Origin of the sequence: Bradyrhizobium sp. CCGB20, from assembly GCF_024199855.1 — a bacterium.
Lineage (GTDB): Bacteria > Pseudomonadota > Alphaproteobacteria > Rhizobiales > Xanthobacteraceae > Bradyrhizobium.
In genome coordinates, this window is sequence record NZ_JANADN010000001.1 from 6,717,324 (window position 1) to 6,739,443 (window position 22,120).

The window sequence follows — 22,120 nt, forward strand, 5'->3', positions numbered from 1 at the left end:
ATGCCGTCAGCAAGAGGGGTGACGTGATCGTGCCGACCGTCACCGGCAAGATCTATAATCACTCCAAGCGGAAGAAGGAAAAGCGCGCGGTGTTGGATGGCGTAGGCGCGGAGCTGACGCGGATCATAAAGGAGCCGCAAAGGCGCGTCCGCTAGGAGCTGTCGGAGCCGAACGTGATGACGATTGTGAACCAAGCCGTTGCGAAAGAAGAGAACGCCAGGGATCTAACAAGTGGGCCACCGCGCGCGTCGAGCAAGACACTTTCATCTGCGGCATGCGTCAATGTGCCTGTCTTTCCCGTAACAGTACTCGCATTGCTGCATTCTCGAGGAATGCCCGCCCCCGTCGTCGATGGTCAAGGTTGGCACGCCAAGCCGTGCAAAATGGCGTATACTCGCAAACCGGTAGTATTACAGCCTGACAAAAAAAACGCCCCTCGGAACAAATGCAACGCAGCGTCCTACGCCGGGAGGACGTCGCGATGCAATTGTGCATCACAACCAGAGGGGAAGTTGTTATGAAGCGACGTTCATTGCTCTTGGCATTGTGTTCTTCCGCTTTCATCTCTGCACCGGCACTCGCCGATGAGGTCAAGCAGGAGGCCGAAAAGTTAGCCATCGCCTACACCGACTGCGTCGCCAAGAAAGACGCGCCTTGTGTCGCTGCGCTCTATACAAAGGACGGGGTCCAGATCAACCCGGGCGGTGTGTTTTCCGATCTCAAGACCGTATACGAGAACAACTTCAAGAACGGCACCGATCATATTGAGATCAGAGTCGGCAACATGTCGGTCATCAACAACGATCTGGTCGTATCCAACGGCGAGACCGACATCTTCGGCAAGGATCCTAAGAGCGGCGACGCCACCAAGGTCACGGTGTTCTGGGGCGCCATCAACATACGTGAAGGAGGCGCTTTAAAAATCCGCCAGTTGACCGTCGGCATGAAGCCGCCCCCAGCTAAGGAAGCCAGCGCCGAGAAGAAGTAAGACGTCATAATGTCATAAGTGACCGGGCGCCCATCCTCTTTTGAGGGTGGGCGTTTGATCTTGTTGCACGACTTAGGGTCCGCGGGGTTGTCAGCGGCGACCAACTGCGCCAGTGATCCAACCGCAACAGGATTTGGCCTTCCTTGGATGGTCGGAACATCGGCCGAATTTGTCATGCCACCCCTGCGCAATTGTCACTGTCGTTTTCCATGGCCACCACGCTGATCGCTGGACTATCGATGCGGAGGGGCGTCATCCTCAATGCCCTGCACCTGAGAGGCGGCCCGCGCGTCCGCTTGCATGCCTCTCTGCGACAATTCGAGCGCGCCCGGACATAAAGGCGCGACAATTCTCGGGTCTATCGTCCGCCCCGCACCTGCTTCTTCCGGAGTTCCCATGCATTCTGCCGACCGGCCGGCAACGCGCCTCGCGACGCGGCTCGCCTTCCTCGTCGCGGGCTTCGGCATCGCGTGCTGGGCGCCGCTGGTGCCGTTCGCAAAGACCCGGCTCGGCGTCGATGACGGCGTTCTTGGATTGCTCCTGCTCAGCCTCGGCATCGGCTCGGTCGTCGCGATGCTTCTGACCGGGATCATGAGCGCGCGCTACGGCAGCAAGCCGATCATCATTGCGGGCGGGCTCGGCCTTTCGCTGGTGCTGCCCCTGCTGGCGATCGCGAGCTCGCCTGCAATGCTGGCGCTGGCACTGTTCGCCTTCGGCGCCGCGCTCGGCTCCATCGACGTCGCCATGAACATCCATGCGGTCGAGGTGGAGCGCGATGCGGGACGTCCGCTGATGTCGGGCTTCCACGCGCTGTTCAGTATTGGCGGCTTCGCCGGATCCACGCTTATGACCGCCCTGCTCTCGCTGCAACTCGGCGCACTGCCCTGCACGCTGATCTGCTCGGTGCTGATGCTGGTCGCGATGCTGGCCGCCTGGCCGCGCCTGCTTCGTTCGGTGCAGGTGCAGGACGGACCGCTCTTCGTGCTGCCGCATGGCTCGGTGCTGCTGCTCGCGCTGCTGGGCGCGATCACCTTCCTCGTCGAAGGCGCGATGCTGGATTGGGGCGCATTGCTCGTCATCGGCGCGGGCCTCGTCTCGGAGGCGCAGGGCGGGATCGGCTATATCGTGTTCTCGATCGCGATGACGATGGGGCGGCTCGGCGGCGACGCCATCGTTGCACGCATCGGGGATCGTACGACATTGTTCTGGGGAAGCCTCATCGCCGTCGCGGGCTTCGTGGTTCTGCTCACGGCTCCCGTTGCCGCGGTCGCCATCGCCGGTTTCCTGCTCATCGGCCTCGGCGCCTCGAACCTCGTGCCGGTGCTGTTCCGCCGGGCGGCCAGGCAGACCGTGATGCCCACTGGGCTCGCCGTCGCGGCGATCACGACCGCGGGCTACGCCGGCATCCTCATCGGCCCCGCCGGCGTCGGCTTCGTCGCACGTCTTGGCGGATTGCCGACGGCGTTCTGGCTGCTGGCCGCGCTGATGTGTCTCGTCACGCTGTCGGCGCGCATCGTCACGGCGGAGGGACGCCAGATATTGCGCGTCGAGGCCTGAGCGACCTCACAAATTGCTCAGCCCGATCGACTTGATCACGGGCGCGAGGTTCGCCGTTGTCGCATCGACAATGCGCTGGAATTTGTCCGGGCTCGAATCGCTGTCCGGTTCCATGCCCTGCGCGCGGTAGCTTGCCTGAAGCGCCCGATCGGCCATGGCCAGATGTGTCGCCTGCGCGATCCGGTCGATGACCGCATCGTCCGTGTCCTTGGGTGCGAACAGGCCGAACCATCCCTCATAACGCAGGTCCGGCATGCCGGATTCGACAGCGGTCGGAATCTCCGGCGCCCCGCTCAGCCGCCGTTCGGTGGTGACCGCCAGCAGCCTGATTTTCCCGGCTTGAGCCAGTTGCTGCAATTGAACGGACATGACGGCAATGATCAGCGATATCTGGCCGCTGACGAGGTCGTTGGTCGCTTGCGCAATGCCCCGATACGGAACGTGGACGATGTCCAGCGCGCCGGCCTGCTGCTTGAAGGATTCGCCGACCAGATGGTTTCCGGTGGCGATGCCGGGGGTCCCATAGGACAGCTTTCCCGGATTGGCCTTTGCGTGAGCGACCAGCTCGCGCAGCTCTACGGCCGGCACTGCCGGATGGACGGCGAACACCAGCGCGCTGTTGATCAGGCGGTAGATGGCGCGAAAATCGCCGACGGAATAACCGGGATTTGCCGACGTCAAGGGGATGATGACCTGCGTGCTGCCGTTGCCGAGCAGCAGCGAATAGCCGTCAGGCTCCTCGCGCGCGACCGTCGCGGTCCCGATCGCGCCGCCCGCACCGCCGATATATTCGACGAAAGTCGGTCCGAGCAGCGATGACATCCTGTCGACCCAGGGGCGTCCGATCTGATCGCCCGATCCGCCGGCTCCGTAGGGAATCACGAGTCGAATCGGGCGAGACGGATAATCGGCGGCCTGTCCGCTGCGCGGAACGGCTGTCAGCGCCGCCGCGCCTGACAACGCATGGACGAACTGTCGCCGCGAGAAGAAAGGCATGTTCGGAATCCGGAAGTCGGTAGTCACTGTCGAAGCGGGACCAGCTCCCTAACCGTCCCCATCGCAGCAATTCGCGACCGCCGTCAATGCGCCATCCGGCCTAGAAGCCCGTCGTCATCTTTCTGTCACACAGGCATAACCCATTATTTCTTAAGCCTTATTTCAACGGACCGATCGACCCAAGCCATCCACGCAGGGCTGCCAGCCCTGCCCACTGCTTTCGGCCAGTTTACTGTACGCCTCGTTCTGATAGAGCAGAAACAAATACCTTTTGACTCCCGTTGAGGGGGCAATGGCGCGTGCCAGATCGTAGCGAAGACTCGGCCATTTCATTTGGGCCATTTCGACTGTTTCCAAAGTCCCGGCTCTTGGAGAAGGAGGGCTCGCCGCTTCACGTCGGCGGCCGCGCGCTCGATATCCTGATCTTCCTCGCCGAGCGCCCCGGCGAAGTCGTCGACAAGCGAGAGCTGGTCAAGCGCATCTGGGCCGACGTCAATGTCGACGAGGGCAGCCTGCGCTTCCACGTCGCAGCGCTGCGCAAGGCGCTGGGCGATACCGGCAAGTCGGCCCGTTATGTCGTCAACGTGCCCGGCCGCGGCTACTGCTTTGTCGCCTCGTTCGCGCAAACGGCCCCGCCCGCCGCTCAGCCCGTCGTTGATGTCCTGCCTCCCCGTTCCCTCCCCGCGCAGCTCTCGAAGATGGTCGGACGGGAAGAGATCGTCGAGAAGATATCGAACGGGCTTTCGCTGCATCGCTTCATGACCGTGGTCGGCCCGGGCGGCATCGGCAAGACTGCCGTCGCCGTCACCGTCGGGCATCGCCGCTCCCCGGATTTCGGCGGGCGCGTTTTCTTCGTCGACTTCGGCCCGCTGCGGGATGCGAGCCATATCGCGACCACCGTCGCCTCCGCGCTTGGCCTCACCATCAGCGCGGAGGATCCAACGCCGGCCTTGCTGACATTCCTGAAGAGCGGCCCGGCCTTGCTGATCTTCGACAGTTGCGAGCATGTGCTGGATGCGTTGGCACCGCTTGTCGAGCGCATCGTTCGCGAGGCGCCGCAGCTTCGCGTTCTCGCGACCAGCCGCGAGTCGTTCCGGAGCGAAGGCGAGCGGATTTTCCGCCTGTTCCCGCTGGATTGCCCGCCGGAGCGCGAAGGCCTCGATGTCGCCGAGGTCCTCGCTTACCCCGCGGCCCAGCTCTTCGTCGAGCGCATTGCGCAGAGCTCGGGTCCGTTCCAGCTCAGTGCGGAAGAGGCGCCGCTCGTCGCGAGCATTTGCCGGCGCCTCGACGGCATTGCGCTCGCGATCGAGCTCGCCGCGGGCCGCGTCAACGCCTACGGCATCGCCGGCACCGCATCGCTGCTCGACAGCCGCTTCTCTCTGCAGTGGCGGGGGCGGCGCACCGCCGTGCCGCGACACCAGACGCTCGCCGCGGCGCTCGACTGGAGCTACGATCTGCTACCTCCCGCCGAGAGTGCCACGTTGCGACGCCTGTCGGTCTTTGCCGGGCCGTTCGCGCCGGAGGCGGCTGCCGCGGTGGCGGCCGGCGACGGTCTCAGCGCCTCGGAAACGCTGGAGGCGATCGACAGCCTGGTCACCAAATCGCTGATTTCGCCATCCGGCTCGCGGACGCTGCGCTATCGCCTGCTCGACACCACCCGCACCTATGCGCATGGAAAGCTGAACGAGCTCGGTGAAACCGGTCAGTTCGCGCGGCGTCATGCAGAGCATTTTCGCGACTTCTTCGAGCGCGCGGAGGCCGAGACATCGACGCCGCTGCCGGAATGGCTGAGCATCTATGGCGCTGAGCTGGACAATGTGCGCGCCGCATTGAACTGGGCCTTCGGGCCCGACGGCGACGCGGCACTCGGGATCGCGCTGACGGCGGCTGCCGTCACGCTGTGGGTCCGCCTGTCCCTGTTCGCCGAATGCCGCGAGCGCGCCAAAACGGCGCTCACCGCGCTCGACGATAGCGGCGGCGATGATCGCATTCGCATGCAGCTCCTGGCGGCGCTCGGCTGGTCGCTGATGTATGGCGAGGGCCGCGCCCGCGAGGCGCGTCCGATCCTCGAGACGACCCTGGAGCTCGCAGACAGGCTCGACGACAAGGACTTTCGCCTGCGCGCGCTCTGGGGCTTGTGCATCGACCAGTTCAACAACGGGCAGTTCGGCAAGGCCCGCGCCTTGGCCGACCGCTTTGCGAACGCCGCGGCGAACTCGCCCGACAGGACCGATGTCATGCTCGGCGACCGGCTGACGGCCGTGGCGCTGCACTATCTCGGCGACCAGAACGACGCACGCGTTCGCATCGACCGCGTGAACGCCTCGCTGCATGTGCTGGCGGAAAAGCCAAAAATCTTCCCGCTCGACCTTAGGATATCGACGCAATATTTCCGCGCCCGCATCCTGTGGCTTCAGGGCCTCGCCGATCAGGCCCAGGCGCTCGCCGCCCGAAACATCGAGGAAGGCCGCGCCAACGGCCATGCGCTGACTTTCTGTAGCGTGCTCGGACAGGCCACCTGCCCGATCGCTTTCTGGTCCGGCGATTTCGAGGCCGCCGAGCGCCACGGCACCGAGCTGCTCGAGCACACCGAGCGCCATGCCATCCGGCTGTGGGGCCTGTGGGCGCGGGCCTTCAACGCGGCGGTCATCGTCAAGCGCGGTGACGTCGCCGCCGGCCTGCCGCTGCTGCGCGAAGAGCTCAACCGCGCCGGCGATGCGCGTTTCCTGCCGCGGTTTCTCCCGCTGCTCGGCGAACTCGCGGCGAGCTTTCTGGAGGCCGACCAGATCGAACGCGGCCTCGACGTGATCGAGGACGTGCTGACCCGCTGCAACGACCGGCAGGAGCTCTGGTATTTGCCGGAGCTGATCCGCATCAAGGGCGAGTTGATGCTCAGGAGCGCGCGGCATTCAGGCGATGCCGAGGCGCGCTTTCGTGAAGCCATGGGCATCGCCGTCCAGCAGGGCGCGCGCTTCTGGGAGCTGCGTTGTGCAACCAGCCTCGCGCGGATCATGATCGGAGCCGACCAGACCGCAGAGGCTCTGGCAACTCTCGACAACGTCTGCGGCGCGTTCGCCGAGGGCTCGGATATCGCCGACATGCGCATCGCGCGCGACCTGATCGCACAATTGCGAACCTGAGCGCGCGACGACGCGCGTTAACCTCCGACGGCGGCCGCACGCCGCGGCAGCTTCCAGTCGGGCCGGATGAAGTGGCAGGTGTAGCCGTCGGGATAACGTACGAGATAATCCTGATGCTCCGGCTCGGCTTCCCAGAACTCGCCGACCGGCGCGACCTCGGTCACCACCTTGCCGGGCCAAAGGCCCGATGCCTCGACGTCGGCGATGGTGTCCTCGGCGATCCGCTTCTGCTCGTCGCTCGTGGTGAAGATCGCCGAACGGTAGCTCGTGCCGAGATCATTGCCCTGGCGGTTGAGCGTGGTGGGGTCATGAATCTGGAAGAAGAACTCCAGCATGGTCCGGAAGCTGGTCTTCGCCGGATTGAAGATGATCTCGATCGCCTCGGCGTGGCCTTCGTGGTTGCGGTAGGTCGCGTTCTTCACGCGCCCACCGGTGTAGCCAACGCGGGTGGAAATCACGCCCGGCTGCTTGCGGATGAGATCCTGCATGCCCCAGAAGCAGCCTCCGGCCAATACTGCGCGCTCTGTACTCATCTGATGCTCCATTCGTTTTCGTCGCGATACTCAGCGCTTGTCCGCAGCCGGATGCAAGCGCGGATCGTCGTGGTCATCATGATATTCGAGGCCCAGCGGCCCGATGGCCGAGACCTGCGTGACGTATTCGCCGGACTTCGCCCAGTGAAAATGCCAGGTCTCGCCGGGCAGGATAATGACACTGCCCGGCGGATAGGCTTTCACCAAATCGCCATCAAAGCTCTCCCCGAGCCCGATGTAAAACACACCGAACATAACCGTGTAGATGCGGTCCTCCGGATGCTTGTGCGGCATCAGCCTGGTCCCGCCGGGCACCTTCACCCGGACCACGTAAGGTCCGGGTTCACTGGGGTGGCCGACCATGACGGCCAGCCGCGCTTCCGGCGGAAAGGCGGGAAACGGCTGCCACGCGATGTCCTCCGGCAGGATCGCTCGGAACCTGTCTTCATCCGGCTGATGTTGGCGAGGCATGGTACCGCTCCCTGCGTTTGATCAAGTCAGCTTGGCGTCGAGCGAGATCTCGGCGTTGAGCACCTTTGACACCGGACAGCTCTTCTTGGCCTCGCCCGCGATCTTGGCGAAACCGGCGTCGTCGAGGTTCGGCACCTTGGCGCGCAAGGTGAGCGCGGATTTGCTGATCTTGAAGCCCTTGCCCTCGGGCTCGAGCGTGACGGCCGCTTCCGTCGAGAGTTCGTCCGGCGTGAAACCCGCCATCTGAAGGCCGAAGGCCAGCGCCATCGTAAAGCAGCCCGCATGGGCTGCCGCGATCAACTCCTCGGGATTGGTCCCCTTCTCGTTCTCGAAACGGGTCTTGAACGAATAGGGCGTGTCAGCGAGCACGCCTGACTCACTCGACAGATGCCCGGTGCCGTCGCGGCCGGTGCCCTTCCAGACTGCTTTTGCCTTGCGGATCATCTCGGTTCTCCTTGTTTGCTTTCAAGCACCGGCGCTGGGTACCGGAGGAAGGCGACATTGGCACGACCGCCTGTCGTCCTTCCAACCGGCCGAACGCCGCAGCGGTTCCGTCAGCTTCCGATCTGTCCGACGTGGAAGCCCAGCCGGTTCTCGACGTCGCCGGCACGATGGAAGCCGTGCGCCATCAGCGTCTTGATCCGGGTCTGGCTCGCGGGACGGCCGAGCGCGGCAAGGAACGCGTCCCATTCCGGCTTGATCTCGTCATCCGGCGGCAGGCTTGCGACATCGACGAGACGCTTGGTCTCGGCGATGGCCTCCTTGTCGAACGACGCGATGCGCATCGCCAGCGCCTCGACGAAAGCGTCGAGCTCGGCGTCCGGCAGCGACCGGTTGACATAGCCGTAACGTTCGGCGAGGTCGCCGTGGATATCGTCGGCGCCGAGCAGCACTTCGAGCGCACGGCCGCGGCCCATTAGGCGCGGCAGCCGCGCCATCGGTCCGCCGCCGGGCACGAGGCCCGCGCCGACCTCCCATTGCGACAGGATCGCTTTCTCGCGGCTGGCAAAACGCATGTCGCTGGCGAGCGCGACCTCGCTGCCGACCCCGGTCGCACGGCCTCGGATCGAGGCGATGGACACGACCGGGGCGCGGCTGAGGCGCACCAGCATGTCGGGCAACGCCTGGAGCCCAGTCGGTCCCGGTGGGACTTTCAGCGACTCCTCCAGCGGCGCGAGAAAATCGTAATGCGTGATAAAGAAGCCTTCGACGGCGCTGTCGAACACCACGACCTTCACGTCCGGATCGGCCTCGATCTCTGTGATGATGCTATCGAGCTGCGGCAGATGCTTCGGGCCGAAGATGTTGACCGGCGGCATGTCGAAGGTGACACGCCAATATGATGGCAGGCGGCGCTCCAGGTGGATGTCTTCGGTGGTGAAGGTGCGTTCGGGGCTTTTCATGGTTTCACTCCTGATATGTGCGGAAATCAGATCGACTGGCGTAGCGGGCGGAATGCGGTACGCATTTCCGCAGAGAAAAGCGCGGGCTGCTCCCAGGCCGCGAAGTGACCGCCTTTGTCGAGACGGTTGTAGTGCATCAGCTTCGGATAGGCTTTCTCGGCCCAACTGCGCGGCGCCGCATAGATCTCGTCCGGGAAGACGCTGACGGCGACCGGGATTCCGATGTGCTTGGGCTCGAAGAACACCAGCTTGTTCTCCCAGTAGAGCCGGGCCGACGACACCGCCGTGTTGGTGAGCCAGTAGAGCGTGATGTTGTCGATCACATCGTCCCGCGACAGCCCCTCTGTCTTGCCGTCGAACACGCGCGCGATCATCGCGGCGCTGCGCGCATCATGATCGAGCATCCAGGACGCCAGACCCGCCGGCGAGTCCACGAGGCCATAGAGCGTCTGCGGCCGGTTCGACATCTCGATCGCATAGCCGAGACCGTGCTTGTAGAAGTCGTCGAGCTGGTCGTAGGCAATGCGCTCGTCGGCCGAGAGATTGGACGGCCGCGTTCCGCCGGGCTGCAGCGCCTTGGCGATGTCATCGGGAACGGTGGCAGGCATGTTGGTGTGAATGCCGAGCAGCTCCGGCGGCGCGATCACCGCCATCTGCTCCGTCACGGCGTTGCCCCAATCGCCGCCTTGCGCCACGTAACGGCTGTAGCCGAGCCGCTTCATCAGCACGATCCAGGCCCTCGCGATGCGCTGGGGATCCCAGCCGAGCGCCGTCGGCTTGCCGGAGAAGCCGTGACCGGGCAGCGAGGGGATCACCAGATCGAAGGCGTCCGCGGCCTTCGCGCCGTGCGCGGTCGGATCGGTGAGCGGGCCGACGATCTTCATCTGCTCGATGATCGATCCGGGCCAGCCATGCGTGACGATCATCGGCAGCGCATTGTCGTGGCGGGAGCGGACGTGAATGAAGTGGATGTCGACGCCGTCGATCTCGGTGACGAATTGCGGCAAGGCGTTCAGCCGCGCTTCCATCTTGCGCCAGTCATAATCGTTCTGCCAGTAGCGCACGAGCTGCTGCACCGTCGTCAGTTGCACGCCCTGCGACTGGTCGGCGACGATCTCGCGATCCGGCCAGCGCGTCGCAGCGAGACGGCGGCGGAGGTCAAGGAGGTCCTCCTCGGGCACGTTGACTCGGAAGGGCCGGATCGCGCCGCTTACTGCGGCCTTCGCCGGATGCAGCGGCAGCAGGCTCGATACGCTGGCGGCAACCGCGGTCATCGCAGCCTGGCTCAGCAATTGGCGGCGATCGGGGTTGAGGATGTCGGCACGTGCTGGCGTGGTCATGAAAATCTCCCTTGCTTTGGTCGGTGACGCTGACCGACTTGAACTCGACACGTCGGTTCGTCGTGGAGAGAGATTGACGCGGACATGCGCAATTGGCTCGTTATGCATTGTTAGGCTGCGTTAGCCGTTGCGAGCCGCCCAACACCGATAGAGCGCGGTCAGTGGCCCGCGATGCGCGCGGCGAAAACGACGCGGCGCGCGATGAACTCGGTCATCGCGCGCCGTGCCGGCCTGCATCAGTCGAAGCGTTCGTGCTGTCGAACTCAGGATGGCAGCGGCTGACCCGCCTGCTCACGAACGATGTAATCGGCGTACCAATCGGCCCAGTTCTCGTCGTGCCCGCCGGTGCGCGTCTCGTGCTCGCCATGTGCTGCCGCCGCGCGGCGCATGGCCGCGGCCAGCTCAGCCTGCGAAGCGAATGTCGTGCCGTCGCCCGCGATGCGCCCCGGCAGTCGTGTGGTGACCTCCTGGAACAGCCAGCCGTTGCCGTCGGGATCGCTAAACGAGGCGAACGAGCTGTAGCTGCCGCGCTTCGGGTCAGCACCGCTCACGCGAACGCTGCCGAACAGATACGGCTCGTCGCGCCCGGCGTGAACGTCGCCGGCACCATGGAATGGCTCGCTCACCGCGATGCCGCGGTCGAGCAAATTCCGTCGGGCTGCCTCCAGATCGGAGACGATCAGATAGAGGCCGCGCGCAGAACCGGGCGCTGCCGGCGTGACGTTCCTGCCGAAGATCACCGAACAGGCCGAGCCGGGCGGCGTGAACTGGATCACGCGCCATTCGTCAGCTGCGGCAAAATCCGCGTCCAAGCGCCAGCCGAGCAGCGCATAGAACGCCTTGGCGCGGTCGACATCGGACACGGGGATGACGACGACCTCGAGCTTCAGATCAACACTACGCGATGTCGAAGGCTTAACCGCGGCGTCGCGGTCGATTTCGAGTGTGGCCATGTCGCACTCCCTGAGTTGAAATTGAGAGACCGTCAAGCGGCGGCGGGCATCACGATCGTCACCCGCGTGCCGCCCTGCCCTGCCTCGCCCTGCAACCGTGCGTCGATGCTGCGTGCGAGCCCTTCGAGGATACGGCTGCCTGTCCCCTGAAGCGGAGCGGTCGCCCCGATGCCGTTGTCGGCCACCGTGCAGAGCCAGGCGCCGTCGCGGCTGGCGATTTCGATCCGGATCAGCGCATCGCTTTTGTTCGGGAAGGCATGCTTGGCCGCGTTCGTGACGAGCTCGGTCAGCATCAACGCGAGCCGATGACACTGCGATGCCGGCAGCGTGCCGCTTTCGATCGCAGCCTCGCAGCGGATCCCCGCCGGCTCCAGCACCGCCTCGGAGATCGCTTCGCACAGGTTTTCGAAGAAGGCCTCGACGGAGACGGCGGACAGATTGTCGCTATCAGACAAAAGTTGATAGAGCCTGCCGAACGCGACGATGCGCCGCTCGAACCGATCCACCGCAACCGAGACATCCCTCGGACCTGCCCGCGTAAAATCGCGACGGACTGACGCACCCAGCAGCGTCAGCGTGTTCTTCATCCGGTGGTGGGATTCCCGCAGCACGAGTTCCCAATCACGCGACTGATCATCAAGACTCGCCACATATGGCGATCGAACGACGTTGTCGCTCGTCCCTAAGCCGATAGCGGGCATGATTGCCTCCCCGTTGGACATCGAACCTAACTCGAAGCCTATACTGGATGCACCGCGCGCGTTTGGCTCGTTAGACGTTGCAAGATTCTGTTATGATCGCCGGCGTCGCCATGCGTGGCGGCCGGACTGTCCTCAACGGTCAAGGACGCTGACGAGTCGTCCCGATCGCTTCACAAGCCGCTCGCGTTTGAGCAAAATTTGTGACGGATAGTCCCGGCACAGTCGGCCGATTGCCGCGCGATTTCGCCACTTTCGGTTAGTTTACTCACGACCTCGTTCTGCTAGATCAGAATGCAAACAACAGCCCACTGGAATCATTGGCCCGTGCCGGACACGAACGACCAGGATGCGGCGATTTCCTTCGGGCCATTCCGGTTGTCCCCCAAGTCACGCCTGCTCGAGAAAGACGGGGCTCCGCTTCACCTCGGCGGCCGCGCACTCGACATTCTCATTTTTCTCGCCGAACGCGCGGGTGAGGTCATCGACAAGCGTGAGTTGATCAAGCGCGTGTGGGCCGATGTAACCGTCGACGAGGGCAGCCTGCGCTTTCACATCACGACGCTGCGCAAGGCCCTGGGCGATGCCGGCGAAGGCTCCCGCTATGTCGTCAACGTGCCCGGCCGTGGCTATTGCTTCGCAGCCCCGCTGATCCGGGCCTCGGAGCAGCGGACAGGCCCGGCCGTCCCGTCGCCTCACGCGCTCCCCTCACCGCTTGCCCGGATGATCGGACGAGACGACGCGGTCGAACGCATTTCCACCGAGCTTGCGCAGCATCGTTTCGTGACGATTGTCGGTCCTGGCGGGATCGGCAAGACCTCGGTCGCGCTCGCGGTCGCGCATGGCGAACTCCAGGCCTTCGACGGCCAGGTCAGCTTCGTTGATTTCGGCGCGCTGACGGACGCCAGGCTCGTTCCCGGCACCATCGCCGCCGCGCTCGGGCTGACCGTCAATTCCGAGGACCCGATGCCGGGCCTGCTGACGTTCCTGCGCAGCCGGCGAACGCTGCTGATCTTCGACAGCTGCGAGCACATCATCGACGAGCTCGCGCCTCTGGCCGAGCACATCGTCCAGGAAGCGCCGGAGCTGCACGTTCTCGCCACCAGCCGCGAATCCTTCCGCACCGAAGGCGAACGCGTCCATCGGCTGTTTCCGCTGGATTGCCCGCCGCAGCGCGACGGGCTCGGCATCGCCGACATCCTTGCATATCCTGCAAGCCAGCTCTTCGTCGAACGCATTGCCGAGAGCCTCGGCGACTTCGAACTCAGCGAAGAGGATGCACCGCTTGTTGCCGAGATCTGCCGGCGACTGGATGGCATCGCGCTCGCGATCGAGCTCGCCGCCGGACGCGTCAACGCCTATGGCATTGCCGGCACTGCCTCGCTGCTCGACAGCCGCTTCTCGCTGCTGTGGCGGGGGCGCCGGACCGCAATCCCGCGGCACCAGACCCTGAGCGCGGCGCTCGCCTGGAGCTATGATTTGCTGCCGGCCGCCGAAAGCGCAACGCTGCGTGGATTGTCGGTGTTCGTCGGGCCATTCACGCTGGAAGCCGCGCTCGCCGTTGCATCCAGCCAGGGCATCGGCGAATCCGAGGCGGTCGAGGCGATCTCGAACCTGCTCTCCAAATCGCTGATCGCAACCTCGCCTGCGGAGCGGCGGCTGCGCTATCGTCTGCTCGACACCACCCGCGCCTTCCTCGGCGAGAAGCTCGTCGAGAACGGCGAAGCGACCCGCGTTGCGCGCGCTCACGCCGAATATTTCCGCGACCTCCTGCGCGACATCGCACTCAAATCCACGGGCATGCAGACCGCGGGCGGCTTCCTGCCCTATGCCGACCGTCTGCCCAACGTCAGGGCCGCGCTGACCTGGAGCTTTTCCGACAGTGGCGACCGGGCGATCGGCGTGGACCTGGCGGCCTCTGCTGCGCAGTTCTTCCTCGAGCTGACATTGCTGACGGAGTGTTTTCGCTGGACGCAGCAGGCACTGACCGCATCCGATGCGCCCCCATTGGACAGCCGTCAGGAGATGACGCTTCAGGCCGCGCTCGGCGTCTCCGTGATGTTCACGCAAGGCAATACCGAGGCGGTCCGGTCGGCGTTCACGCGCAGCCTTCAGCTTGCACAGGAGCTCGAGGATTCGCACTGGCAGCTCTGGCTGCTGCGCGGTTTGCACATCTACCTGACCCGGGTCGGGGACTTTCATGGCGCGCTCGGCACCGGCGAGCAGGGCGAGAGCGTTGCGCGCAAGCTGAATGATCCAGCCGCCGCGCTGAACGTGGAATGGATGCTGGGCGTCGCGCACCATCTGATCGGCAATCAGGACAAGGCCGTGCAGTTCTGCGAGAGCGCGATGGTGCACAATCCCGGCTCGCAGCGGCTGAACATCGGGCATCTCGGCTATGACGACCGCATTGTGGCGCTGGTCGCTCTGGCGCGCGGGCTCTGGCTCACCGGCCAGCCCGATCGCGCGATCGAGGCCGCGAGATACACCGTTCGCGAGGCCGAGCTGCTCGAACAGCCGCTCACCCTCGGCATCTCCCTGATCTGGACGATCTACGTGTTCCTCTGGGTCGGCGACTGGGCCAACGCCGAAATCCTGATCGAGCGGTTGATCGACCACTCGGCGCGGCACTTCCTCGGTCCCTATCACGCCGTCGGCATCGGCCAGAAGGGCGAACTCATGCTTCGCCGCGGCGACATCGCCGGCGGGATCGAACATCTTCGCCGCAGCCAGGCCACGCTGTACGCGACGCGGCACCGGATCATGACGACGGTGTTTGCGACGGTGCTGGCGGAGGGCCTCGTGGCGGAGAACCAGCCGGACGAGGCCTTGCGCACGATCAACGAGGCCATTGCGCAGATTCCCGATCATGGCGAATCCTTCGACATGCCGGAGATGCTCCGGGTCAAAGGCGACATCCTCGTCCGCTCGGGCAACGCCGCGGAGGCCATGAGCTGCTTCCGGAAATCGCTCGATCTGTCGCGCCGGCAGAGCGCGCTCGGCTGGGAATTGCGCGGGGCGATCAGCCTCGGCCGGGTCTGGCGCCAGGCCGGACAAGCGGACGAAGCACGCGCCCTGCTCGCCCCGCTCGTCGCGCGCTACCAGGAAGGCCTCCAGAGCCGCGATCTCGTGGCCGCCAGGGAGCTCCTGAGCGCGCTGAATTGACAGTATCTTCAACGAGATACCACCAAAACACCTGCTCGCAATTCCTAACAACTTCTAACATGCCAAGCCGCACCCGCCCCGCCATGGTGGTGACGCTTCACGGTGGACATGGCGGGATATGGCGCTTCTTGACGATGTGATTGATGCCAGCGGCGGTATGGCCCGCTGGAATAGCTTGAACCGGTTCACGCTCCACCTTTCCGTCGGCGGCTCGCTGTTCTCCAGCGCCGGACATGCCAGCGAATTCAAGGACGTGACGGCGGAGGGCTCGACCCGCACCCAGTCGGTCCGCTTCACCGGCATCACCGGGGGCGAACACTCCGGCTGCTTTCAGCCCGACGCGATCACGATTGAGAGTCTCGAGGGCGAGGTCCTGCGCACCTGGAACAACCCGAGCCTTGCGTTTCCCGAGACCGGCTCTCCTACGCTGGCGGACGAACTTCACCTCGTCTTCTTCTGCGGCGTTGCGATCTGGAATTATCTGACCAACCCATTCATGCTCGCCCATCCCGACGTCGTCACGGAGGAGCTCACTCCATGGCGCGAGAACGCCGACACCTGGCGGCGACTGCGGGCGCAGTTCCCGCCACACCTGATCACGCTCGCCCCCGAGCAGATCTTCTACTTCGATGAGAATGCCCAGCAACGGCGGACGGATCACGATCTCTTCGGAACCAAGGTCGCGCATCACTCCTGGGCCCACGACAATTTCGGCGGCATCGTCGTGCCGACCCTGCGGCGCGCACAAACGTTGCGGCCGGACGGAACCGTGATCGCTAAGCCCGTGCTGATGGACGTCGAGATCTTCGACGCCGTGTTCGAGTAGCGGCGACGCGCGAGAGCAGGCAACCGGTCACTGCTCTCAACGCCTAACAATACATAACGAGCCAACAGGCGGCCCTGGGTGCAGATTGGGCTCGCGGGCAACGAACAAGTGTCGTGCTCGAACGAGACCGAGGCCGGCGCATCTCCACCACGGGGGAGTGCGTCATTGCAGTGAACGCACTCAAGGAGACCGTCATGAAGATTCTTATGGTTCTCACCTCCCACGACCAGCTCGGCAACACCGGACGCAAGACGGGCTTCTGGCTCGAAGAGCTTGCCGCCCCCTATTACGTCTTCAAGGATTCCGGCGCGGAGATCACGCTGGCTTCGCCCAACGGTGGCCGTCCGCCGCTCGACCCCAAGAGCAACGAGCCCGATTCTCGCACCGATCTGACGCTTCGCTTCGAAGCGGACGCCGCTGCGGAAGCCCAGCTCGACAAGACCGTTCGCCTCGACAGCGTCAGGCAAGAGGACTTCGACACGCTGTTCTATCCGGGTGGCCACGGCCCGATGTGGGACCTCGCCGAAGACCCGAACTCGGTCAAGCTGATCGAGTCGTTCTTTGCCGCCGGCAAGCATGTCGCGATCGTCTGCCACTCTCCGGCGGCGCTGCGCCACGTCAAGACGCCGGACGGCAAGCCGCTGGTGCAAGGCAGGGAGGTCACCGGCTTCACCAACGGTGAAGAGGAGGCAGTTGGGCTCACCAAGGTGGTTCCGTTCCTGGTCGAGGACGAGATGCTGCGGCTCGGCGCCATCTTCTCGAAGAAGGCCAATTGGGTTCCTCACGTCGTCAGCGACGGCCTCTTGATCACCGGCCAGAACCCGCACTCGTCGGGCCCGGCTGCAGAGGCGCTGCTCGCCGCCCTCAGGGGCAAGCCGCTGGCGAAGGCTTCGTAACTTCCGGATGCGGCCACATCTCGAGAGGCGCCCGCGATGGCGCCTCTCGACGCCGCGGTATCCCTCGGAGAAGACGCGATGATGAATCCCGCCAACGGCACTTAACAACGCTTAACGAGCGGTGGTCTGTACCAGGGAGTATCTCCAGCGGGGCGACTTCACCCCTGCGAGAGGGAATGGCCCGATGATCCCGTTGCTGGCGAGTGCGATCGAGGCCCATGGCGGGCTCGATCGATGGAATGCCCACAGACGCCTCACCGCCACGATCGTGACGGGCGGCGATCTCTGGGTCTTGAAGGGCATCGATCAGGACCAGGCGCCGCGCATGGTGCGGATCGAGCTGCATCGCGAGCGGGCCGCCGTGGAGCCGTTCGGCAAGCCGGGCCAGCGCACCGAGTTCAGCCCGGAGCGGATCGCCATCGTGGCCGCGGACGGTCGCATCGCCGCGGTGCGCAACGATCCGCGCGGCTCGTTCGCGCGGCACGATATGCGGACGCATTGGGATCCGCTGCATCACGCCTATTTCAGCGGCTACGCGCTCTGGACCTACATGACCGCGCCGTTCCTGCTGGCGCTGGACGGGTTCGAGGTCCGGGAGATCGCACCCTGGCGCGAGGGCGCGGAGGTCTGGCGCGGCTTGCGGGCGACGTTCCCCACCGTCATCGCAAGCCACAGCGCCGAGCAGGATTTCTATTTTGGCCCCGACATGCTCATCCGCCGGCACGACTACCGGGTCGAGATCGCCGGCAATTTTCCGGCGGCTCATTATGTATCCGATCCCGTCACCGTTGACGGCTTCACGCTCCCGACCCGCCGGCGAATCTATCTGCGCGGCGACGATCTGATGCCGTTGCGTGAAGAGCTGATGGTGTCGATCGATCTCGCGGACTTCCGGTTTGACTGAGCCTTTTCAGGCGGATGCGTCGTCCAGCATGAGCCGCGCCGCCGTCAGATCCGCGGTCTCGAATCCTTCCGAGAACCGGGCATAGGTTGCGGCGAGATCGTCGTACGGATCTTGTACGCTCTGCTGGCGCCGAAGCGCCGCAAGCGACATCCCGGTCCGCAATCGCCAGGACAGGGCGCCCTGTAGCTCGGCCAGCTTGAGCGATGCGGCAAAGCTCGCCTCGGCGGCATCGAGATCACCGGTGCGCGCCTCGAGGTCGCCGCGCCGGCGGAGCAGCTCGGGCATGTCAAAACCTCCACCGCCCTGCTCGACGCGGGCAATCGTCTCGTGCAGGACCTGCAGCCCTTCCGTCAATCTCCCCAAGGCCGCCAAACCTTGCGACAGGTCCGCGGCGAACGCAGATGCGTAGAGCTCGTAGCGGTCCGCATGAAGGCGCGGCAGCGCGCTGCGCAGCAGATCGATGCCGCCGGCCACCTCGCCGCGGGCAATCATGGTCTGCGCGCGAAAGCCGGTCGCTACGGCCTCATAGGGGCCGAGCCCGTGCACGCTCGCATGCGTTGCCAGGCGTGCGGTCATCGTCTCGACGGCAGCCCAGTCGCCGACCCAGCCAAACACCGAGGATGACCAGCACAGCGCGATGCAATGCATCACCACGTCGCGCGGTGCAGCCGCACCGACGAGCGGGCGGACGCAGTCGAGCGCGCGTTCGGGAAAGCCGCGCAGCCACAACACGCGCGCGAGGGGAATCTGCGGCGTGCGTGAATAGGCGAAATGCCCGGGCTCCGTCCCGCGCAGCGCGGCATCGTCACGCACGCCCTCGTCGAGATGGGCCTGCGCTGCTGCCTGGTCTCCGGCAAGATGATAGGACACGCCGAGAAGCGCCTTGCTGCCTGCGAGTCCCGCGGTATCGCCGATCTGGCGGGCGATGCGCTCGGCCTGGAGTGCGGTCGGCACCAGATGCCTGTAGTCGCCGGTACGGCGATAGAACATGTTCAGCCGCGACAGCAGCCTGAACGCATTGGCGTGATCGCCGAGCGCTTCCGCGATCTCCAGCCCGCGCCGGAGTGCGGCCTCGGCCTGTTCGCTGTTGCGCTCCGTGAACATGAAGGCGTGGCCGAGCGTCGACTGGAGCTCGAGCTCCCATTTTCCGCCCTGGTTGGCATCGTCGAGCGTCACGAGCGCGCGGCCCGACCAGATGCGCGCCTCGTTCAGCAGATTGAGCTCGACGAACAGCCTTGCAGCGCTTCCGGCGAGCGGCACGCGCAAGGCGGCGCCGTCGTCATTGGCAAAACTCCATTCCAGCGCCGCACGGCCATCCGCGAGCAGGCTCGCGCGCTCCTGCAGGCGGGACGCCTGATCGCCGCCCTGTTCCGCCATGCCGGCTTCGAGCGCGCGCTGAACATATGCTGTGTGACGGCGCGCGATCGTGGCCGCTTCACCTGCGTCGACCAGCTTCTGCATGGCATAGGCGCGCGTGGCATCCAGCAGGCGATAGCGCCGCGAGGCGCCGTCGGGCTGCGCCGACACCAACGACTTGGCCACGAGCTGCTCCAGCGCATCGGCGACACGATCGCCTGGTGCTCCCTCCTCCGCCGCGACCGACATTGCGCCCTTGAGCGTGAAAGGGCCCGCGAAGATGGCGAGCCGCTGGAACACGGTTCGCTCGTTGTCGCCGATCAGGCCAAAGCTCCAGTCGAGTGTCGCGCCGAGCGTCTGCTGCCGTGGCGGCGCCGTTCGCCGTCCGCGCCATTCGAGCTTGAGCCTGGAGTCGAGCAGCGCGGCCATCTCCCGCAATCCGTAGACGCCGACGCGCACGGCGGCGAGCTCGATCGCGAGCGCAATGCCGTCAAGCTTGCCGCAGATCTCGGCGAGGACCTCGGCATCCTCATCGGTGATATCGCCCCGATGGCCTGCGGCCGCGGCACGATCGATGAACAGCTGCGCGGCCGGGTAATCCAGCACTTCGCCTGCACTGAGGCGAGCGCCTTGCGGCGGGCCGGCCAGCGGAACGAGCTCGAAGATCTGCTCGCCTTCCACCAGCAGCGACTCGCGGCTGGTGGCGAGAATGGCAATGCCCGGCGCCTCGCGATAGATGTTTTCTGCCAGACGAGCGACCTCGTCGATGACGTGCTCGCAGCTGTCGAGGATGAGAAGCAGCCGCCGTCCGCGCAGAAAATTGACGATGCTGCCGGAGGGATCGTCGTGGTGCACGACGAGGCCCAGAGCGGCGGCAACCGTGCTCGCGACCAGCGTGGCGTCCTTCAGCAGGCCGAATTCGAGGAAATGAACGTGGCCTTCGAATGCCTGCCACATGTCATGCGCGAGCGCGATCGCAACCGTGGTCTTACCGATGCCGCCCGGTCCTCGCAGCGTGACGAAGCGGTCGCTCAGCAGACGCGCCGACAGCTCGGGCAGCACGTCGTGCCGACCGATCATCCGGTCCAGCCGATGCGGCAAGGCCGCCGGCGGTGCCGCGGCTACCCGCGGCGCGGGCACCGGCGCAGCGTTGCGCTCTCCACGTTGCACAGGCGCGACGAAGCAATAGCCCCGGCTCGGAACGTTGGTGATGTAGCGGGCCCCGTCCTTGCCGTCGCCGAGCACCTTGCGCAACTCGGCGACATGGACGCGCAGGCTGATCTCCTCGACCGCGAGGCCGGACCACGCGTAGGCGAGGATCTCGTTCTTCGGCACCACTTCGCCGGCGCGGCTGAGGAGCAGACGGAGAATGTCCATTGCGCGGCTGCCGAGCTTGACCGGCGCGCCGTTTCTCTCGAGCAACCGCGACCGCAGCGAAAACGGTCCGAACGAAACGGCATCGAGATCGAGGCTCGCCCCGGCGCCGCTGCGGGGGGCGCGATGTCCTGCCGGGAGCTCGGTCACTTCTGACTCATCTTGACGGCCACTTCGTTCAAATTCGCGGCGACTATACCCGCCGTCGACGCGCGGTCCAGCAGGGCACCGCGCCGGCCTCACACCCGCACATCGATCGCCGCGCGATGTCCTGCAATGTCCTCACACCGCACCGATTCACGCAAATCGTTGAAAAAATGGACAAAATCAAACGTCCTGCGGCGGGCTGTCACACCTTATGTGCGCGCACAAAATCTAACACCTCCTAATCATCACTAACGGGCTTCTTGCCCGGCTCACGCCTATCCTCGGACCATGGAAAGCATTGAGAGTTGGCCGAGCGTTGCAAGCGGCGGCGAGGCCAGGAGAGGACGCGCGATGTTGACTGACTTGCAGGCGGAGCATGCCTGGACCGAATTTCCCGCCAGCCAGCGTGATCGCGAGGTTTCGCACGAGACGCCCGCCATCGCCCGGGAAAGCGGATGGCGCAAGATCGACCGCGGCCCGGACGCGGCCATCACGGACATCACGATTTCGCGATGGGAGGACCCTCGGGCCATCTCGTCGCACGAAGCGACGACGCCGGAGGATCGATATTTCGTCGGCATCGCCTTGAAGACCGCCCGGGTGAAGCTAGTCCGGGGCCGTCAGATCATTTTCGACGGCACCATGCCCGCGGGGACGCTGTATGTCAGCGCACCATCGAATCTTCTCGGCGTGCAATTCCAGTCGCCGTGCGCTTTCTTGCATTTCCACATCTCGTCCGATCATTTTCCGGCGGCGTTGCCCGCGACCGAGGGCCTCAATGACCTCGTCCTGCTACGCGACCCGCTCGCCGCCGAGCTCGCCAAGGCACTGACCGAGGGTGGCGATGCCGCGGACCAGCAGTTCGCGCGCTGCATCGGCCAAACCCTCGCGATGCATCTGACCCGGCTCGAGCTGCCGCGCGCAAAGGTCAATGCCTTGCCGAAATGGCGGCTGCGGCGGGTCGAGCAATATATCGCCGATCACTTTGATCGCTGCATCAGCCTGTCCGAGCTCGCCAATGTCGCAGGCCTCTCCAGGATGCATTTCGCGGCACAGTTCCGCGCCGCGACCGGCTACCGCCCGCGCGAATATCTGCTCAATCACCGGGTCGAGTACGCGAAGACCTTGCTCACGACGACCGAGCGGCCCCTTGCGGAGATCGCGCTTGCCGTCGGCTTCAGCACCCAGGCGCATTTTTCGACCGTGTTCAAGCGCATCAGCGGCCAGTCTCCGGCACGCTGGCGCCTGACCAGCAAGTCTGTCCGGCCTGCTGCGGAAGCGCTTCCGCGGCGCCGTCCTGCTGCGGACAGCGACTGGATGGGCGCGGCTGCGTAGTTCGCGATTGGTTCGGTGTGGGCTTCGCTCCATCCGGG

The 22,120-nt window shown here is 65.1% G+C and carries 18 protein-coding genes; 9 read left to right on the top strand and 9 right to left on the bottom strand.

Annotated elements, in window-relative coordinates; translation table 11 throughout:
* Positions 1 to 23: 23 nt before the first annotated feature.
* The 3 genes from NLM15_RS43580 (at position 24) to NLM15_RS31535 (ending at position 2,545) form a co-directional block, all read left to right on the top strand.
* The gene (locus NLM15_RS43580; protein WP_256565515.1) at positions 24 to 155 is read left to right on the top strand and encodes a hypothetical protein; all 132 of its coding nucleotides are present in this window, start codon (positions 24 to 26) and stop codon (positions 153 to 155) included.
* 362 nt (positions 156 to 517) lie between these two features.
* The gene (locus NLM15_RS31530) at positions 518 to 988 is read left to right on the top strand and encodes a nuclear transport factor 2 family protein (RefSeq protein WP_254121664.1); all 471 of its coding nucleotides are present in this window, start codon (positions 518 to 520) and stop codon (positions 986 to 988) included.
* 396 nt (positions 989 to 1,384) lie between these two features.
* On the top strand, positions 1,385 to 2,545 hold the full coding sequence (locus tag NLM15_RS31535; protein WP_254121665.1) for an MFS transporter: 1,161 nt from the start codon (positions 1,385 to 1,387) through the stop codon (positions 2,543 to 2,545).
* A 6-nt stretch (positions 2,546 to 2,551) separates the two neighbouring features.
* Here the strand turns inward: NLM15_RS31535 and NLM15_RS31540 are convergent, their stop codons facing one another.
* Positions 2,552 to 3,541, bottom strand: coding sequence for a tripartite tricarboxylate transporter substrate binding protein (locus tag NLM15_RS31540; protein WP_254121666.1), 990 nt, complete (start codon positions 3,539 to 3,541; stop codon positions 2,552 to 2,554).
* Between the two features lie 299 nt (positions 3,542 to 3,840).
* Between NLM15_RS31540 and NLM15_RS31545 the strand changes: the two genes are divergently transcribed.
* Positions 3,841 to 6,681: a winged helix-turn-helix domain-containing protein gene (locus tag NLM15_RS31545; RefSeq protein ID WP_254121667.1), complete on the top strand. Its 2,841-nt coding sequence runs from the start codon at positions 3,841 to 3,843 to the stop codon at positions 6,679 to 6,681.
* Positions 6,682 to 6,698: 17 nt separating this feature from the next.
* Here the strand turns inward: NLM15_RS31545 and msrA are convergent, their stop codons facing one another.
* From msrA to NLM15_RS31580, 7 genes are all read right to left on the bottom strand, one after another.
* Entirely contained in the window at positions 6,699 to 7,214 is a 516-nt protein-coding gene (gene msrA / locus NLM15_RS31550; RefSeq protein WP_254121668.1) for a peptide-methionine (S)-S-oxide reductase MsrA, read from the bottom strand.
* A 30-nt stretch (positions 7,215 to 7,244) separates the two neighbouring features.
* On the bottom strand, positions 7,245 to 7,685 hold the full coding sequence (locus NLM15_RS31555; RefSeq protein WP_254121669.1) for a cupin domain-containing protein: 441 nt from the start codon (positions 7,683 to 7,685) through the stop codon (positions 7,245 to 7,247).
* Between the two features lie 21 nt (positions 7,686 to 7,706).
* On the bottom strand, positions 7,707 to 8,129 hold the full coding sequence (locus NLM15_RS31560; protein WP_254121670.1) for an OsmC family protein: 423 nt from the start codon (positions 8,127 to 8,129) through the stop codon (positions 7,707 to 7,709).
* 110 nt (positions 8,130 to 8,239) lie between these two features.
* Positions 8,240 to 9,088: an enoyl-CoA hydratase/isomerase family protein gene (locus tag NLM15_RS31565; RefSeq protein WP_254121671.1), complete on the bottom strand. Its 849-nt coding sequence runs from the start codon at positions 9,086 to 9,088 to the stop codon at positions 8,240 to 8,242.
* Positions 9,089 to 9,114: 26 nt separating this feature from the next.
* Positions 9,115 to 10,428, bottom strand: a complete 1,314-nt coding sequence (locus NLM15_RS31570; RefSeq protein WP_254121672.1) for an epoxide hydrolase family protein — start codon at positions 10,426 to 10,428, stop codon at positions 9,115 to 9,117.
* Positions 10,429 to 10,691: 263 nt separating this feature from the next.
* Entirely contained in the window at positions 10,692 to 11,381 is a 690-nt protein-coding gene (locus tag NLM15_RS31575; RefSeq protein ID WP_254121673.1) for a VOC family protein, read from the bottom strand.
* 32 nt (positions 11,382 to 11,413) lie between these two features.
* Positions 11,414 to 12,082, bottom strand: coding sequence for a sensor histidine kinase (locus NLM15_RS31580; protein ID WP_254121674.1), 669 nt, complete (start codon positions 12,080 to 12,082; stop codon positions 11,414 to 11,416).
* A 324-nt stretch (positions 12,083 to 12,406) separates the two neighbouring features.
* Here NLM15_RS31580 and NLM15_RS31585 point away from each other — a divergent pair, with 324 nt between their 5' ends.
* The 4 genes from NLM15_RS31585 to NLM15_RS31600 all read left to right on the top strand — a co-directional run bounded on the left by NLM15_RS31585 (position 12,407) and on the right by NLM15_RS31600 (position 17,870).
* A complete protein-coding gene (locus NLM15_RS31585) occupies positions 12,407 to 15,244 on the top strand; it encodes a winged helix-turn-helix domain-containing protein (protein ID WP_254121675.1) in 2,838 nt (945 codons plus the stop codon).
* 118 nt (positions 15,245 to 15,362) lie between these two features.
* The gene (locus tag NLM15_RS31590; protein WP_254121676.1) at positions 15,363 to 16,070 is read left to right on the top strand and encodes a hypothetical protein; all 708 of its coding nucleotides are present in this window, start codon (positions 15,363 to 15,365) and stop codon (positions 16,068 to 16,070) included.
* Positions 16,071 to 16,264: 194 nt separating this feature from the next.
* The gene (locus NLM15_RS31595; protein WP_254121677.1) at positions 16,265 to 16,966 is read left to right on the top strand and encodes a type 1 glutamine amidotransferase domain-containing protein; all 702 of its coding nucleotides are present in this window, start codon (positions 16,265 to 16,267) and stop codon (positions 16,964 to 16,966) included.
* Positions 16,967 to 17,150: 184 nt separating this feature from the next.
* Positions 17,151 to 17,870 carry a hypothetical protein gene (locus NLM15_RS31600; protein ID WP_254121678.1) on the top strand — a complete coding sequence of 240 codons (720 nt, stop codon included), beginning with the start codon at positions 17,151 to 17,153 and terminating at the stop codon, positions 17,868 to 17,870.
* A gap of 6 nt (positions 17,871 to 17,876) precedes the next feature.
* Here the strand turns inward: NLM15_RS31600 and NLM15_RS31605 are convergent, their stop codons facing one another.
* On the bottom strand, positions 17,877 to 20,750 hold the full coding sequence (locus NLM15_RS31605; protein WP_254121679.1) for a winged helix-turn-helix domain-containing protein: 2,874 nt from the start codon (positions 20,748 to 20,750) through the stop codon (positions 17,877 to 17,879).
* Between the two features lie 348 nt (positions 20,751 to 21,098).
* On the opposite strand from NLM15_RS31605, the gene NLM15_RS31610 reads away from it, so the two are divergent.
* On the top strand, positions 21,099 to 22,082 hold the full coding sequence (locus NLM15_RS31610) for a helix-turn-helix domain-containing protein (protein ID WP_254121680.1): 984 nt from the start codon (positions 21,099 to 21,101) through the stop codon (positions 22,080 to 22,082).
* The last annotated feature ends 38 nt before the right edge of the window (positions 22,083 to 22,120 follow it).